Raw genomic sequence first — 15,493 nt, 5'->3', positions numbered from 1 at the left:
GGGCTCTCTGCCCGCTAGCACGTTACCGCTTACTTCGACGGCTTGCGCCTGACCGTCTGGCTGATTTTCGCGCCGATGCCGAGGGCCTTCATCAGCGTATCGGGCTTGAGCCGCAGCATTTCGTCCGACCAGGTCGTCAGCGTCTCGACGAACTGCAGCGTGTCGCGGATGCGCTGCTCGGTCTCGCGGCTCTCGTTCGCGATCTCCGGATTCGTCAGGCAATCGCGCAGCACCGTGAGCGTCGGCTCGATCTCGCGCTGCCGCCGCCCTTCGACGATCAGCTTGAACAGTTCCCAGATGTCGGTCGACGTCTCGAAGTGGTCGCGGCGGTCGCCCAGCACGTGCACGACCTTCGCGAGCCGCCACGCCTGCAGTTCCTTCAGGCTCGTGCTGACGTTGGAGCGCGCGACGTTGAGCGTCTCGGCGATCTCGTCGGCCGCAACCGGCCGTCCTGCCAGGTAGAGCAACGCGTGAATCTGCGAGACGGTGCGGTTGACGCCCCACCGCGAGCCCATTTCGCCCCAGTGGAGAATGAATCGTTCGGCAATCGGTGTGAGTTCCATGGTGGGGAATTTAGTTTTTTCAGTTATTTCTGTCAAGAGAGAAATAACCGGGCGATCCGACACCTTCCGGGCGCGTCCGCCCGCGATCGGCCGCTTCCTTTACAATGCGCGGGATTTTTCCGATTTCAGGCCGTCCCCGCCTTTCAGACAAGAGGTTTCCATGATCATCAAACCGCGCGTGCGTGGCTTCATCTGCGTGACGACTCATCCGGTCGGCTGCGAAGCCAACGTCAAGGAACAGATCGACTACGTGACTTCGCACGGCCCGATCGCCAATGGCCCGAAAAAGGTGCTCGTGATCGGCGCGTCGACCGGCTACGGCCTCGCCGCCCGGATCTCGGCCGCATTCGGCTCGGGCGCGGACACGCTCGGCGTGTTCTTCGAGCGCGCCGGCAGCGAGACGAAGCCGGGCACGGCCGGCTGGTACAACAGCGCCGCGTTCGAGAAATTCGCCGCGGAAAAGGAGCTGTATGCACGCAGCATCAACGGCGACGCCTTCTCCGACAAGGTCAAGCAGGTCACGATCGACACCATCAAGCAGGATCTCGGCAAGGTCGATCTGGTCGTCTACAGCCTCGCCGCACCGCGCCGTACGCATCCGAAGACCGGCGAAACCATCAGCTCGACGCTCAAGCCGGTCGGCAAGGCCGTCACGTTCCGCGGCCTCGACACCGACAAGGAAGTGATCCGCGAAGTGTCGCTCGAACCGGCGACGCAGGAAGAGATCGACGGCACCGTCGCGGTGATGGGCGGCGAGGACTGGCAGATGTGGATCGACGCGCTCGATGAAGCCGGCGTGCTGGCCGACGGCGCGAAGACCACCGCGTTCACGTACCTCGGCGAGCAGATCACGCACGACATCTACTGGAACGGCTCGATCGGCGAAGCGAAGAAGGATCTCGACAAGAAGGTGCTGTCGATCCGCGACAAGCTGGCCGCGCACGGCGGCGATGCGCGCGTGTCGGTGCTGAAGGCCGTCGTCACGCAAGCCAGCTCGGCGATCCCGATGATGCCGCTGTACCTGTCGCTGCTGTTCAAGGTGATGAAGGAAACCGGCACGCACGAAGGCTGCATCGAGCAGGTGTACGGGCTCCTGAAGGACAGCCTGTACGGCGCGACGCCGCACGTCGACGAAGAAGGCCGCCTGCGCGCGGACTACAAGGAACTCGATCCGCAGGTGCAGGACAAGGTCGTCGCGATGTGGGACAAGGTGACGAACGAGAACCTGTACGAGATGACCGACTTCGCGGGCTACAAGACCGAGTTCCTGCGCCTGTTCGGCTTCGAGATCGCCGGCGTCGACTACGACGCGGACGTGAACCCGGACGTGAAGATCCCGGGCATCATCGACACGACGGTCTGACGCGTCGATCCGCCGCCGCGCTCACGGCGCCGGCGGCGGATTCGCACGACCGGCGGCGTCAACGCGGCGCCGGCTCTTCCAGATAGACGCCCGACGACAGCGTGGCCTTCACCTGCCGCGTGAACTCGTCGGTCGACACTTCCTCCGCCCCTGCTTCGATGGCGTCGTACGCCTGGCGCACGACGTCGGCCGGCGTGGCCTTCGGCACGTCGAGGCCGGCCGTCAGGTCGGTATCGATGAAGCCGGCATGCAGCCCGACGACCTGCGTGCGCTGCTCGCGCAACGAATGGCGCAGCCCGTTGGTCAGCGCCCATGCGGCCGATTTCGACACGCCGTAGCCCGACAGGATCGGTCGGTTCACCCAGCTCGCGACCGACAGGATGTTCAGGATCGCGCCGCCGCCGTGGGCCGCGAGGGTGCCCGTGAACGCGCGCGACATCGCCAGCATCCCGAACACGTTGGTCTCCAGGTGCGCGCGCAATGCGTCGACCGCGCCGTCGTCGGTCAGGCTGCCGAGCCGCGCGATGCCGGCATTGTTGATCAGCAGCGTGACGTCGCGCGCCGCATCGGCCGCCGCGGCGACTGCCGCCGGATCGGTCACGTCGAGCTTCACGGGCACGACGCCCGGCAGCGTCACGCTGGCCGGATCGCGCGCGCCCGCATAGACCTTTCGCGCGCCCCGTTCGAGCGCCTGCTTCGCGAACTCGAGGCCAAGCCCGCGGTTCGCGCCCGTGATGAAAATGACTGCACCTTCGATCTTCATGACCCTTCCTTTCGGAGATTGAATCCCGCGCGTGCCGGTTCGCCGCACGCTCGAGACCCAGTGAAAAACACGCTGCCATCGCGTACCGAACCGTTGCCCCGCCGGTGCCGACAGCCGGGCCGTCCCGCCGCCCGCGCGTCGCCGCACCCCAGACCCCGACCGACTTCGATCCATGCTGCGCCGGTTGCTTCGCTTCGTCCGCGAAGTCGGCTACACTCGAATCTTAATGTCGATCACCATCGTCTTTGCGATGCATGGTGCCAGCGCGACTTCGGCACGTCAATGGTGATTGCCATTGTGTTTTTCAATCGACGCAATTGCAGGAATGAGGGAGGGATCGATGGGCGTCTCGAGACAACAGGCGGCGGAAAACCGCCACGCGATCGTCGCGGCCGCCGAGCGACTGTTCCGGCTGCGCGGCGTCGACGCCGTCGGGCTGACGGAATTGATGAAGGAGGCCGGCTTCACGCAGGGCGGCTTCTACAATCATTTCAAGTCGAAGGACGCGCTGGTCGCCGAAGTGATGGACAAGGCGATGCAGGATCGCGCGGATTCGCCGAACGCCGGCAGCGTCGCGAAACAGGTGACGGCGTACCTGTCGGGCGCGCATCGCGACAACGTCGAGGGCGGCTGCCCGCTGTCGGGCTTCGCGGGCGATGCGCCGCGGCTGACCGACGCGGCGCGCGCCTGCTACACGCGCGGCGTCGCCGCGTATCTCGAGCGACTGGAACGCATGGTGGCCACGGAAGGCTCGGCCGCGCCCGACGCGCGCGACGACGCGATCGCCGTTCTCAGCCAGATGGTCGGCGCGCTCGTGCTGTCACGCGCTGTCGCCGGCACCGATCCCGCGTTGGCCGACGAGATTCTCGATGCGGCGCGCCGCGCGCTCGTCGGGCAGCCGGACGATCCAGCCGCCGTGCCGGCATAGCGGCTCATCGCCATTCGCGCGATCGCGTCGCCATCGCGCGCTACCGGACTGCTCGCGCGGCATCCCACAGCGGCTGTGCACCGCGCGCCGCATTCCACGCGGCAAACTGCGTGCGCCACGATTCGAACGGCTGCGCGAGCGGATGGCGCGGGTCGTCGCTGAGCGCATACGCCATCCCTTCGATCAGCCAGCGCGGCTTCGTCACGACGGCGAGGTTGCCGAGCACTTCCGCCTGCCGGTGATGGATCAGCTCGTGCGCGAGAAAGTAGGTCTGCCAGCCGCGCGGCGCGATCACCACGCCGAAATCGCCGAGCGTCAGCCCGGCGCGCGCGCCGAGGCCGAACGCATCGGCGCACGTGCGCGTCGAGCAGAACACGACGCGCGGCGCGGCCCGGAACGGGCCGACGGCCGCCGCCGCGCGCGCGGAGCCGTCGCGATAGAGCTGCTGCGCCGCGCCGAGCTTCGCGACATCGTCCGTGCAGATGTCGGCGCTCGGGCACGACACGCCGGGAATCAGCGCGGGCGCGACGACGCGCAACGGCTTGACGAGCGCATACGCGGCAATCGGCAGCGCGACGAGCAGGCCCGTGAGAGCGAAAGCGACGTGGGCGCGTTTCATCGAGGCGGCGGTTCGACGGATGCCATTACGCGAGCTGCTTGTGGAAAAACGTCGTCGCGCACAGCGCGCCGTCGGGCATCAGCGCATAGTTCGGCACGACGCCGACGCGCTGCCAGCCGGCCCGCTCGTACAGCCGTTCGGCGTCGCCGCCCGTCACCGTGTCGAGCACGAGCACGGTCTTGCCGGCGTCGCGCGCGGCCGCTTCGGCAGCCGCCATCAGCCGCGCGGCGATGCCCTGCCGGCGCGCGTACCGCGACACGAGCATCTTCGCGATATCCGCGCGATGCGGCTGGTTCTCCGGCTGCGCGGTTACGACCTGCACGGTGCCGACGATCCGGCCGGACGCATCCTCGGCGACGAGCAGGATGCGCTCGTCGTTCGCGACGCCCTCGGCCACGCGCGTCCAGAACGCGACGGCGGTCGGCCGCGCGATCGGCAACATGAAGCTGACGGATGCGCCGCCTTCGACGCAATCGATCAGCACGTCGGCCAGCGCATCGATGCAGGCCATCGCTTCGCTCGCGCCGACGCGGCGCACGGTAACAGGTTCGGTCATGCCTTCTCCGGTTGTCAGGTGGGCCGCACGCACGGGTTCGGCATGGGCCGGAATCGGAAACGACACCGGCCAGGCGTCGAGCCGAGCTCGACGGCGGCGGGCGTCCGGCAACGCGGCGCCCGGTCGGCGCGTGTTGCCGCCCCACTATCGTACGTGACGAAAATGTTCGCTGCATGCCTGCAGCATCGCCTACACTTAGCCGAATGGATAACCTTCAACCCGGCCTCAGCGACGTGTTCCATGCGCTCGCCGATCCGACGCGCTGCGCGATCGTCAGTGCGCTCGGCCAGGGCGAGCGGACCGTCTCCGCGCTGGCCGCGCCGTTCGACATGGCGCTGCCGTCGTTCATGAAGCACGTCGCGGTGCTCGAGCGCAGCGGCCTCGTCGCGACCCGGAAAACCGGCCGCTCGCGCACCTGCGCGCTGGTCGGCAGCCGGCTGACCGAGGCCGAGGCATGGCTCGCCGCGCAGCGCGCGCAGTGGGAAGCGCGATCCGATCGTCTCGTCGAATTCGTCGAACGCCGTCACCAGGAGGAGCAAGATGTCAGCCAGCCACGTCGAACCCGCTGAAGCCCACGATCTCGTCATCACGCGCACGTTGCGCGCGCCGCGCCAGGCGCTCTGGCGCGCCTGGACCGACCCCGCGCTGCTGAAGGAATGGTGGTGCCCGAAACCATGGACCACCGAGGTGCGCGCGTTCGACCTGCGGCCGGGCGGCGCTTTCCATACGTTCATGCGCGGCCCCGACGGCGGCACGAGCGACAATCCCGGCTGCTTCCTCGAGATCGTGCCGGAATCGCGCCTCGCGTTCACGTCGATGCTCGCGGGCGGCTGGCGGCCGCAGACGCCGTGGCTGGGCTTCACGGCGATCATCACGATGGCCGACGACGACGCAGGCAGCCGCTACGAAGCGCGCGTGATGCATCCCGACGCCGCGACGCGCGAGCGCCACGAAGCGCTCGGCTTTTTCGAGGGCTGGAACACCTGCATCACGCAGCTCGACGACTTCGCCGCCGCGCTGCGCTGACCGCCGCCTCGCGTGCGGTCATTGCATGCCGCCGCGCCCGCGCCTAGGATTCCTGAAGGAAGCATGACGACACGCCGGGCGCCGGCGTGCACCGTCTCGCACGCTTCGCGGGAGGCGACATGTTGCACACGCACACGCATTCGACCCGGGTCAGCCGACACCTGAACGCACCGCGCGGGCGCGTCTATCGCGCGCTGCTCGACCCGCACGCGGTCGAGCAATGGAAGGTGCCCGACGGCATGACCTGCCGCGTGCACGCGTACGACACGCGCGAAGGCGGCGCGTTGCGCGTGTCGCTGAGCTACGACGCGCCGTCGGCCGGCACCGGCAAGACCACCGCGCACACCGACACCTATCACGGCCGCTTCGTCACGCTCGTGCCCGACCAGCAGATCGTCGAGATCGATGTATTCGAAACCGACGACCCGATGCTGCGCGGCGCGATGACCATCACGATCACGCTGTCCGACGAAGCGGGCGGCACGCGCGTAGACGCCGTGCACGACGGCGTGCCGCCCGGCGTGCCGGCCGCCGACAACGAGACCGGCTGGCAGATGGCGCTGGCGCGGCTCGCGGCGCTGGTGGAAGCCGGGTGACGCCGCGCACGCGCGTCAGCCGAGCCGGTACGCGTGCGTGACCGTGCCGCGGAACAGCGCGTCGCGCTCGTCCGCGCTGGCTTGCACCGTCAGTCGCTTGAACGCGTTCCAGCCGTTCACGAACGAATACGAGCCCTTGTCGACCGGGAAATTGCTCTCGAACATGCAGCGCCCCGGGCCGAACGCGTCGATGCAGGTCATCATCCACGGCTTCCACGCGTCGGCGAGTTGGGCCGACGACGGCGGCTTCGCGCCTTTCTCGAAATCGAACCCGTTGATGCGCATCCCGAGGCCGCCGACCTTCACGTACACGTTCGGCAATTGCGCGAGCATGCGCATCGACGCCGACCAGCGCTCGAACACCTCCGGCCGCTTGTCCGCATAGCTGCCGATCCGCACGACGCCGCCGCAATGGTTGACGATGATCCGCGTCTCCGGGTTCGCTTTCGCGAGATCGAACAATTCGGGCAACTGCGGGAAGAACAGCCACGCGTCGTACGACAGCCCGAGCGGCGCAAGTTGCGCGACGCCGGCCCGGTACGCGGGATCGAGCAGCAGCCCGCGCGGCACCGCCGACAGCGGATTGGCGAGCGTCGGATCGGCATCCCACGTACTCAGGTGCCGCACGCCGCGAAACCTCCCGCGCCCCGCTTCGAGATGCGCTTCCAGCACGTCGCGCACGCGTTCGCCGAGCCGCAGGTCCGCGTGGCCGACGATGCCTTTCGCGACAGCCACGGGGCCGTGCTGCAGCGGCTCGGTCACGCCGGCGACGTAAGCCGTCTCGCCCACCGGCTTCAGTTCGGCCGGGCCCGAATCGCGATAACGCGTCTGCGCCTGCATGTAGACGGACGCCTGGATGTTGTGGCCCGAGCGCGCGTCGCGCAGATAGTCGTCGAGCATGTAGATCCAGCCCGGCCGTTCGTAGAAGTGATGATGCGCGTCGACGATCGGCAGGTCGGGCTCGAGCGCAGGTTCGAGCGCCGACGCGAGCCAGTCGGGGCGGACCGCGAGGTAGTTGCTTTGCGTCATGCGGGAGGCTCCATCGTGGGCCGGCATATCGGCGAACGCGGGCAGCGCGAGCGAGGCGGTGGCCGCACCGATCAACCGGCGCCGTTTGATCGAAAAGGTCATGTCATTCACTCCGGTCGAACGCGTACAGCGACAGCGTGAGCAGCGTGGTGACCGCCAGCACGATCGCGAGCCCGAGCATCCCGGCCGTGAAGGTGCCGAAGCTGTCCTTCAGGTAGCCGACGAGATAGGGGCCCGCGAAGCCGCCGAGCGCGCCGATCGAATTGATCAGCGCCAGCCCGCCGGCCGCGGCCTGGCCGGACAGGAAGCGCGACGGCAGCGTATAGAAGATCGTGCGGCCGGCAATCGTGCCGATCAGCGCGAGCGTGATGCCGACGAGCGCGGGCCCGAGCGTCAGGAAATGGGTCGACACGCCGAGCGCCACCGCGCCGATGCACAAGCCGATCGCCAGGTTCGCGACCGGGCCGCCGCGACGGTCCACCCGTTTCGCCCACCACAGCAGCGCGATCGTGGCGAAGAAGTAAGGCACCGCGGAGAGCCAGCCGGTCTGCATCGTCGACATCCCGTGCGCCTTCAGCATTTGCGGCAACCAGATGCCGATGCCGTACGAACCCATCGTGAAGCCGAACGAGATCAGCGCAAGCACGTACACGCGTACGTCGCGCAGCGCGACGCCGAAGCGCTTCTTGCGGCCGGCGGCCGCGCCGTCGCGCTCGAACGCGCGCTGCAGCGCGGCCCGCTCGTCGTCCGACAGCCACGCGGCATTCGCCGGCGAATCCGACAGCAGCTTCAGCACGAGGAAGCCGAGCGCGCACGCGGGCAGCCCTTCGACGATGAACATCCATTTCCAGCCGGCGAGCCCGAACGTGCCGTCGAGCTGCAGCAGCCACGTCGACAGCGGGCCGCCGACCAGCGACGACAGCGGCGTCGACACGGTGAACCACGCGAGCACGCGCGTGCGGTAGCTCGCCGGAAACCACACCGCGAGGAAGAAGATCACCCCGGGAAAGAACCCGGCCTCGCCGATGCCGAGCAGCAGCCGGATCGCGTAGAAGCTGGTCGGCCCGGTCGCGAGCGCGGTCGCGGCCGCCATCAGCCCCCACGTGATCATGATCCGGGCGAGCCAGCGGCGCGCGCCGAAGCGGTACAGCGCGAGATTGCTCGGTACTTCGAACACGCAGTAGCCGGCGAACATGATCCCCGCGCCCCAGCCGAACTGCGTCGCGGTCAGCCCGAGATCGCGGTTCATCGTGAGCGCCGCGAAGCCGACGCTGGTGCGATCCAGGTAGTTGAAGAAATACGCGAGCGCGAGCAGCGGGATGAAGCGCCACGCGGCCTTACGCACGGCCCGTTGCTCGATCGACGTGTCGGTCTCGCGATCGGCGGGCAGCGCCGGGGAAGCGGATGTCATGGTTGTCTCCGTGGATGCGGCGCTCCTCTGCCGCGCGGTGCGCGGCCCGGACGCCTTTGTTCGTTCGATGAATCGCGGCCGCGCTACGCGCTCGCCACTTCGTTCGCCGACGGCGCGCCGCCCGGCGCGTCGCCGTGCGCGGCGGCGTCCGCGCCGTACCGCCCCGCGACGACGCCGGCCTCGATCAGCGCACGCGCGTCGTCCGGCGTGTAGCCGAGTTCGCCGAGCAGCGCGCACGTGTCCTGGCCGAGCGCGGGCGGCGCCGAGCGCAGCCGCAGGCGTTCGCCCGCGAGCGTCAGCGGCAGCAGCGCGGTGCGCGTGTCGACCGGCCGCCCGGCGCTGCTCGCGTCGGCCGGCAGCGTTACGGCTTCGAGGCCGCCCGTGGCGAGCAGATGCGGATCGTCGAACAGGTCCTGCGGCTTCGTGATCGGCGCATACGGCAGGCCGGTCGATTCGAAGATCGCGCCGATCTCCGCGGCCGAGTACGGCGCAAGCCGCGCACGCAGCTCGGGCAGCAGCCATTCGCGCGCCTGCACGCGCAGGTTGTTGGTCGCGAGCCGCGGATCGTCCTTCAGCGCGGCCAGGCCGAACGCGTCGCAGAACAACACCCACTGCGTGTCCGACACGACCGCGAGAAAAATCTGTTCGTCATCCTTGACGGAGAACACGTCGTAGACGGCCCACGCGGAAATCCGGCTCGGCATCGGCGACGCCGCCTGCCCCGTCACCGCGAACTGCATCATGTGCTGCGCGACGAGGAACACGTTGTTCTCGAACAGCGAACTCTGCACCTGCTGGCCGCGGCCGGTGCGCTCGCGCTGCGCGAGCGCGGCCATCGCGCCGATCGCGCCGAACATGCCGCCCATGATGTCGTTGACGCTCGCGCCCGCACGCAGCGGCCGCCCTTCGGGGCCCGTCATGTAGGCCAGCCCCCCCATCATCTGCACGACCTCGTCGAGCGCGGTGCGATGCTCGTACGGCCCCGGCAGGAAGCCCTTGTGCGACACGTACACGAGACGCGGATTCAGCGCGTCCAGTTGCGGGTAACCGAGCCCGAGCCGGTCCATCGTGCCGCTCTTGAAGTTCTCGCTGAAGACGTCCGCCGTCGCGACGAGCCGCCGCACGATCTCGAGCCCGCGCGGGTCCTTCACGTCGACCGCGACGCTCTTCTTGTTGCGGTTGAACATCCCGAAGAAGCCCGCGCCGGAACCGCGCAGCGCCCGCGTGCTGTCGCCCGCGATCGGCTCGATCTTGATCACTTCCGCGCCGAGATCCGCGAGCAGCATCCCGCACGTCGGGCCCATCACCATGTGCGTCATCTCGATCACGCGCACCCCCGCGTACGGCAGCGCGGCAGCCTGTTGTCGATCGTTCATCGTGCGACTCCCGTCATGCATCCTTCCGGTTGCGCGGCCGACGGCGCGCGGCCATCCGCATAGCGGAAGCCCTTCGGCAACCCTGCGTCCGGCACGTGGCCGTACAGCGCCTCGGACGGCAGCGCCGCATGCAGGATCGCGCGCGCGGCGAGCAGTGCGTCGACGTCGATGCCCGTGTCGTATCCCATCGCCTCGAGCAGGAACACGAGATCCTCGGTGACGATGTTGCCGGTCGCGCCCGGCGCATACGGGCAGCCGCCGAGGCCGCCCTGGCTCGCGTCGATCGTCGTCACGCCGACGTCGAGCGCCGCGACGACGTTCGCGAGCCCCTGCCCGCGCGTGTTGTGGAAATGCGCGCCGCCGGCCTTGTCGCCGACTTCGCGCCGCAGCCGCGTGAATAGCCGGCGCACCTGCGCGGGGTTCGCATAACCGCTGGTATCGGACAGGCCGATTTCGTCGACCCCGCATTCGGCCATCGCCACCGCCATCGCGATCGTCTCGTCGTCGGAGACCGCACCCGCGATCGTGCAACCGAACGCAACCGACACGCCCGCCTCGATCTGCACCGACGGAAACCGCGCATCGCGCAATGCGACGATCGCGCGCACCTCGTCGATCATCTGCGCCGGCGTCTTGCGGATGTTCGCCAGCGAATGCGCTTCCGTTACCGAGACCGGCAGCGTCAGCTTGTGCACGCCCGCGTCGAACGCGCCCTCGGCGCCGCGCAGGTTCGGCGCGAGCGCGGCGACGTGCAGCCCGGGAATCGCAAGCGCGTGCGCGACGACTTCGCGCACGTCGGCCATCTGCGGCAACAGCGCGGGCGGCACGAACGACCCGACCTCGATCTCGCGCAGGCCGGCCGCGGCCAGCGCGGTGATCCAGCCCAGCTTGGCGGCTGTCGGCATCACGGTCTTGATGCTCTGCAGCCCGTCGCGCGGACCGACCTCGCTGACCAGCACCTTCGTGTTTTCTGAAACCTTCATTCGACACCTCATCGTTCTATCTGAAAGAACATAGTTCTGTTTGACAGAACTTTAAGCGTGCATCGAATAGGCGATAAGCGGGGTATACCCGTGAAATCGCGTTTTTCTGGAACTTGCGTTCTGTCAGATAGAACGATATAGTCCGCCGACCATCATTCGAAGGAAGCAGGCCGTGCCCAGGAATCCAGCAGATCACGCCGGCGACGCAGCCGATCCGGCGACGGAAGAAACGTCCAGCGGCGTCGCGGTGCTCGACCGCGCGTTCGCGATCCTCCGTGCGTTCGGCCAGACCGACGACCGGCTGTCGCTCGCCGAGTTGTCGCGCCGCACCGGGCTGTACAAGAGCACGATCCTGCGCCTGCTCGCCGCGCTCGAGCATGGCGGATTCATGCGCAAGCTCGACGACGGCCAGTACGCGGTCGGGCACGAGCCGTTGCGGCTCGCTGCGCTGTACCAGCGTTCGTTCCGCGTCGGCCCGGTGGTCGAGCCGCTCCTCGAGACGCTGAGCCGCGAGCTCGGGGAAACGGCGTCGTTCTACGTGCGCCAGGGCGACGTGCGCTCCGTGCTATATCGCGTCGAGCCCGCGCGGGCGGTGCGCGTGTCGATCCGCGTCGGCGAGGAGTTTCCGGTCGGCCAGGGCGCATCGGGCAAGGTGCTGCTGGCCTTCACCGACACGCACGACGCCCGCTGGAACGACGTGCGCGAACAGCTGTGGGCCGCGTCGTACGGCGAGCGCGACCCGGAAACGGCCTCGGCGTCCGTGCCCGTGTTCGGCGCGGCCGGCGAATGCGTCGGTGCGCTGACGGTGTCGGGCCCGAAATCGCGGCTCGCCGCCGTGCCGGCGATGACGGCGGCGCTCACGATGCTGCTGCCGCTCGCGCAGAAGGCGACCGTCGCCCTCGGCGGCGCGGGCGCGCGCTACGACGCGCCGGCCGTGCGCGACAGTCTGGCGCGGCTCGCATCGTCGGCGGACGACGCCGCCCGGTCGTAGGGAACAGGTTGCGGGCGGCACGCGATACGGCAGCGCGAAAAGCGGCCGCATGCGACACTGGCCGCCGATGCACGCAGCGCGCCGTTTGCCGGCGACGCACCGAACGTGCAACCGTCAACCGGACCCGCCCGAGGAGACACCCGCGATGAACGCCGCGCGCAGCGCCAGCTGGTATTTCGATTTCGTTTCGCCGTTCGCCTACCTGCAACAGGAGCAGTTCGACCGGTTGCCGCCCGCCGCCGCGTTCGAACCGCGGCCGATCGTGCTCGGTGCGCTGCTCACGCACTGGGGCCAGAAAGCGCCGGCGGAGATCGCGGCCAAACGCGTGTTCACCTATCGGCATGCGCAATACCGCGCGGACAAGCTCGGCATTGCGTTCCGGATGCCGCCCGCGCACCCGTTCAATCCGATCAAGCCGCTGCGCCTCGCGATCGCGATGGGCAGCTCGCGCGACGCGATCCGGCGGATCTTCCGGCATATCTGGCGCGACGGCCAGGACGTATCGACCCCGGAAGGCTTCGCCGCGTTGTGCGAAGCGGTCGGCTTTCCGGAAGGCGTGACGGCCGTCGAGGCCCAGCCGGTGAAGGACGCACTGCGCGCCAACACGGATCGCGCGATCGCCGAGAACGTATTCGGCGTGCCGACCTTCGTACTCGACGGCGACCTGTTCTGGGGCGAGGACGCGACCGACATGTTCGTCGACTGCGCGACGTCGCGCGCGTGGCTCGATTCGCCCGAGGTACGCCGCATCAGTGCCCTGCCGGAAGGAATCCGGCGCGGCTGACCGCGAGCCGCCGCCCGGCACCACCCGCTTCAGCCGTCGCGCCCTTCGACGAGCGCCGGCACGGCCTCGCGCATCATCGCGGCGAACCGCACGAGCCGCGACGGATAGAACTGCGCATGCGGATAAGTGAGGTAGACCGGTAGCGGCGCGGCCTGCCACTCCGGCGCGAGGTGCACGAGATCGCCGCGCGCGAGATCGTCGGCCAGCATCCACGACGACCCGACGCACGCGCCGACGCCCAGCAGCGCCGCGCTGCGCAGCGCATACAGGTTCGCGGTCGTGATGCGCGGGCGGATCGCGATGCGCCGCGTGTCGCCGCTGGCCGCATGGGTCAGCGCGAGCTCCGTGCGGTAGTACGTGCGCAACGCGAGCCACGGCAGCGCGGCGAGCGCGTCCGGATCGGCCGGCACGTCGGCGCCGTTCAGCACGGACGGCGCGGCGACCACGAAGCGCGGCACCTTCGTCAGGCGGATCGCGACCACGCCCGGATCGGTCGGCTCGCCGACCTGGATCGCGCAATCGATGCCGCTGCCGACGAAATCGCGCACCTCGTCCTGCAGCAGCCACTCGACCGACACACGCGGGTAGTCGCGCAGGAATTGCGCGAGCGGCGCGACGAAACGCTGCTGGCCGAACGCGTGCGGCACCGCGACGCGCAGCAGCCCGTCCGGCTCCTCCTGCGCGCCGCGCAAATCGGCCTCGAACGCCGCCCAGCTCGCCAGCAACTCCTTCGCCTGCTTGAAGCACCGCTCGCCGTCGACGGTCAGCCGCATCGTATGGGTCGTGCGTTGCAGCAGCCGCATGCCGAGCGAATTTTCCAGCGCCTGCAGCCGCCGGCTGATGGTCGGCTGCGTCGTATGCAGTTGCACGGCGGCCGCCGACAGGCTGCCGGCCTCGACTATGCGCACGAAGGTTTCCATCAGCTCGAAACGATAGCCGGCGCCGTCCACCGGCACCGCCTGGATGCGCCGAGACCCGCCAGCAGCGGGAGAAGAAGAGGGTTTTTCGGTCATTCGTGGAGCGTATAACAAATCTGCGCGGGGCGGCACTACCGTCGCCGGCCGCGTACCGCCACACTCGCGTCCATCCCATTCTTCCACCGAGGATGTACGCGATGTCCACCCCGACCCGTCTCGATGCCGCGCCCCGCGCGGCGCACGCCCCGGCCCGTCCGGCCGCGGCCGCCCATTCGATGCCCGATCGCCGGCTCGTGCTGCTGCTCGCGGCCGCCGCCGGCCTCGGCGTCGCCCCGCTCTACTACGCGCAGCCGATGCTCGGCGCGCTCGCGCCCGATCTCGGCGCGTCGGCGCGGGCGATCGGCTTCGTGCCGACGCTCACGCAGCTCGGCTATGCGCTCGGCATCCTGCTGCTCGCGCCGCTCGGCGACCGCTTCGACCGGCGCCGCGTGATCGTGACCAAGGCCGCCGCGCTGGTCGTCGCGCTGCTGTTGGCGTCGATCGCGCCGTCGCTCGGGCTGCTGCTCGCGGCGAGCTTCGCGATCGGCCTCGCCGCGACGATGGCGCAGGACGTCGTGCCGGCCGCCGCGACGCTCGCACACGACGCGCATCGCGGCCGGATCGTCGGCACGGTGATGACGGGGTTGCTGCTCGGCATCCTGCTGTCGCGCGTCGTGGCCGGATTCGTCGCCGAGACGGCCGGCTGGCGCGCGATGTTCGCGCTCGCGGCCGCCAGCGTCGCCGTGATCGGCGCCGTGGCCGCGCGCGGGTTGCCGCGCTTCGAGCCGACCACGCGGCTGCCGTATCGCGCGCTGATCGGCTCGCTCGGCGCGCTGTGGCGCGCGCATTCGGCACTGCGCCGCGCCGCCCTCGCGCAGGGGCTGCTGGCCGTCGGGTTCAGCGCCTTCTGGTCGACGCTCGCGGTGATGCTGCACGGCGCGCCGTTCCACCTCGGCAGCGCGGCCGCCGGCGCCTTCGGTCTTGCGGGCGCCGCCGGCGCGCTCGCCGCACCGGTCGCCGGGCGCCTGGCCGACCATCACGGCCCGGAGCGCGTCACGCGGATCGGGATCGGCATCGCGACGCTGTCGTTCGCGTCGATGGCCGCTGCGCCGCTGATGTCGCCGCATGCGCAGCTCGTGCTGCTCGCGGTCGCGACGATCGGCTTCGATCTCGGTGTGCAGGCGACGCTGATCGCGCACCAGTCGATCGTCTACCGGATCGATCCCGCGTCGCGCAGCCGCCTCAACGCTGTGCTGTTCGTCGGCATGTTCATCGGGATGGCGGCCGGCGCCGCGATCGGCAGTTTGTTGCTCGCGCAACTGGGCTGGAATGCGGTGACCGCGCTGGCCGTCGCGACGTCGCTGGCCGCGCTCGCCGTGCGGGTGTGGCGCAACTGAAGTCGGGCATCGCGTCACGCCGACGGGCAAGCCTATGAGGCTTGCCCGTTTTTTTTATCGGTGCGCGTGACGCTGCGCCGCCCGGCAGATTCGCGCCGCGCCGGCACGGCAATCGTTCATCCGGCGCAAGGTCCGCGGCGGCATACCGAATT

17 protein-coding genes are annotated in these 15,493 nt (G+C 69.3%); 8 read left to right on the top strand and 9 right to left on the bottom strand.

Features of this window, described 5'->3' with window-relative positions; translation table 11 throughout:
* Positions 1–29: 29 nt before the first annotated feature.
* Positions 30–563 (bottom strand): GbsR/MarR family transcriptional regulator, encoded by a 534-nt coding sequence (locus BLS50_RS26125; protein ID WP_006480371.1) that lies wholly within the window; start codon positions 561–563, stop codon positions 30–32.
* 160 nt (positions 564–723) lie between these two features.
* Here BLS50_RS26125 and fabV point away from each other — a divergent pair, with 160 nt between their 5' ends.
* The gene (fabV, locus tag BLS50_RS26120; protein WP_074805183.1) at positions 724–1,926 is read left to right on the top strand and encodes an enoyl-ACP reductase FabV; all 1,203 of its coding nucleotides are present in this window, start codon (positions 724–726) and stop codon (positions 1,924–1,926) included.
* Positions 1,927–1,984: 58 nt separating this feature from the next.
* Here fabV and BLS50_RS26115 read toward each other — a convergent pair whose 3' ends face one another.
* Complete coding sequence (locus tag BLS50_RS26115; protein WP_074805180.1) at positions 1,985–2,689, bottom strand: SDR family oxidoreductase; 705 nt, start codon at positions 2,687–2,689, stop codon at positions 1,985–1,987.
* 340 nt (positions 2,690–3,029) lie between these two features.
* Between BLS50_RS26115 and BLS50_RS26110 the strand changes: the two genes are divergently transcribed.
* Positions 3,030–3,617 carry a TetR/AcrR family transcriptional regulator gene (locus BLS50_RS26110; RefSeq protein ID WP_074805177.1) on the top strand — a complete coding sequence of 196 codons (588 nt, stop codon included), beginning with the start codon at positions 3,030–3,032 and terminating at the stop codon, positions 3,615–3,617.
* A gap of 40 nt (positions 3,618–3,657) precedes the next feature.
* Here BLS50_RS26110 and BLS50_RS26105 read toward each other — a convergent pair whose 3' ends face one another.
* Both BLS50_RS26105 and BLS50_RS26100 read right to left on the bottom strand, forming a co-directional pair.
* Positions 3,658–4,236: a membrane protein gene (locus BLS50_RS26105; protein WP_011548964.1), complete on the bottom strand. Its 579-nt coding sequence runs from the start codon at positions 4,234–4,236 to the stop codon at positions 3,658–3,660.
* A 25-nt stretch (positions 4,237–4,261) separates the two neighbouring features.
* Positions 4,262–4,792, bottom strand: coding sequence for a GNAT family N-acetyltransferase (locus BLS50_RS26100; protein WP_074805174.1), 531 nt, complete (start codon positions 4,790–4,792; stop codon positions 4,262–4,264).
* Between the two features lie 203 nt (positions 4,793–4,995).
* On the opposite strand from BLS50_RS26100, the gene BLS50_RS26095 reads away from it, so the two are divergent.
* The 3 genes from BLS50_RS26095 (at position 4,996) to BLS50_RS26085 (ending at position 6,414) form a co-directional block, all read left to right on the top strand.
* Positions 4,996–5,361 carry an ArsR/SmtB family transcription factor gene (locus tag BLS50_RS26095; protein ID WP_027805792.1) on the top strand — a complete coding sequence of 122 codons (366 nt, stop codon included), beginning with the start codon at positions 4,996–4,998 and terminating at the stop codon, positions 5,359–5,361.
* Positions 5,333–5,818: an SRPBCC family protein gene (locus BLS50_RS26090; RefSeq protein ID WP_011548961.1), complete on the top strand. Its 486-nt coding sequence runs from the start codon at positions 5,333–5,335 to the stop codon at positions 5,816–5,818. Before BLS50_RS26095 ends, BLS50_RS26090 begins: the two co-directional genes overlap by 29 nt.
* A 119-nt stretch (positions 5,819–5,937) precedes the next feature.
* Complete coding sequence (locus BLS50_RS26085; RefSeq protein WP_074805171.1) at positions 5,938–6,414, top strand: SRPBCC family protein; 477 nt, start codon at positions 5,938–5,940, stop codon at positions 6,412–6,414.
* Positions 6,415–6,429: 15 nt separating this feature from the next.
* On the opposite strand, the gene BLS50_RS26080 is transcribed toward BLS50_RS26085, so the two are convergent.
* From BLS50_RS26080 to BLS50_RS26065, 4 genes are all read right to left on the bottom strand, one after another.
* A complete protein-coding gene (locus tag BLS50_RS26080) occupies positions 6,430–7,545 on the bottom strand; it encodes an amidohydrolase family protein (protein WP_074805168.1) in 1,116 nt (371 codons plus the stop codon).
* A 1-nt stretch (position 7,546) separates the two neighbouring features.
* Positions 7,547–8,854, bottom strand: coding sequence for an MFS transporter (locus BLS50_RS26075; RefSeq protein ID WP_006480362.1), 1,308 nt, complete (start codon positions 8,852–8,854; stop codon positions 7,547–7,549).
* Between the two features lie 83 nt (positions 8,855–8,937).
* Positions 8,938–10,230, bottom strand: a complete 1,293-nt coding sequence (locus tag BLS50_RS26070; RefSeq protein WP_074805165.1) for a CaiB/BaiF CoA transferase family protein — start codon at positions 10,228–10,230, stop codon at positions 8,938–8,940.
* Positions 10,227–11,213 carry a hydroxymethylglutaryl-CoA lyase gene (locus BLS50_RS26065; protein ID WP_074805163.1) on the bottom strand — a complete coding sequence of 329 codons (987 nt, stop codon included), beginning with the start codon at positions 11,211–11,213 and terminating at the stop codon, positions 10,227–10,229. The genes BLS50_RS26070 and BLS50_RS26065 overlap by 4 nt, the downstream gene beginning before the upstream one ends.
* A gap of 172 nt (positions 11,214–11,385) precedes the next feature.
* Between BLS50_RS26065 and BLS50_RS26060 the strand changes: the two genes are divergently transcribed.
* Together BLS50_RS26060 and BLS50_RS26055 are read left to right on the top strand one after the other, a co-directional pair.
* A complete protein-coding gene (locus BLS50_RS26060; RefSeq protein ID WP_074805159.1) occupies positions 11,386–12,204 on the top strand; it encodes an IclR family transcriptional regulator in 819 nt (272 codons plus the stop codon).
* Between the two features lie 145 nt (positions 12,205–12,349).
* Complete coding sequence (locus tag BLS50_RS26055) at positions 12,350–12,988, top strand: 2-hydroxychromene-2-carboxylate isomerase (RefSeq protein WP_074805157.1); 639 nt, start codon at positions 12,350–12,352, stop codon at positions 12,986–12,988.
* A gap of 29 nt (positions 12,989–13,017) precedes the next feature.
* Here the strand turns inward: BLS50_RS26055 and BLS50_RS26050 are convergent, their stop codons facing one another.
* On the bottom strand, positions 13,018–14,001 hold the full coding sequence (locus BLS50_RS26050; RefSeq protein ID WP_074805154.1) for a LysR family transcriptional regulator: 984 nt from the start codon (positions 13,999–14,001) through the stop codon (positions 13,018–13,020).
* Between the two features lie 101 nt (positions 14,002–14,102).
* On the opposite strand from BLS50_RS26050, the gene BLS50_RS26045 reads away from it, so the two are divergent.
* Positions 14,103–15,341, top strand: coding sequence for an MFS transporter (locus BLS50_RS26045; RefSeq protein WP_011548952.1), 1,239 nt, complete (start codon positions 14,103–14,105; stop codon positions 15,339–15,341).
* Positions 15,342–15,493: the final 152 nt, after the last annotated feature.

The sequence above is a fragment of the Burkholderia orbicola genome (assembly GCF_900100915.1).
GTDB lineage: Bacteria > Pseudomonadota > Gammaproteobacteria > Burkholderiales > Burkholderiaceae > Burkholderia > Burkholderia orbicola.
This window is presented reverse-complemented; position numbering and strand designations above follow the sequence as displayed.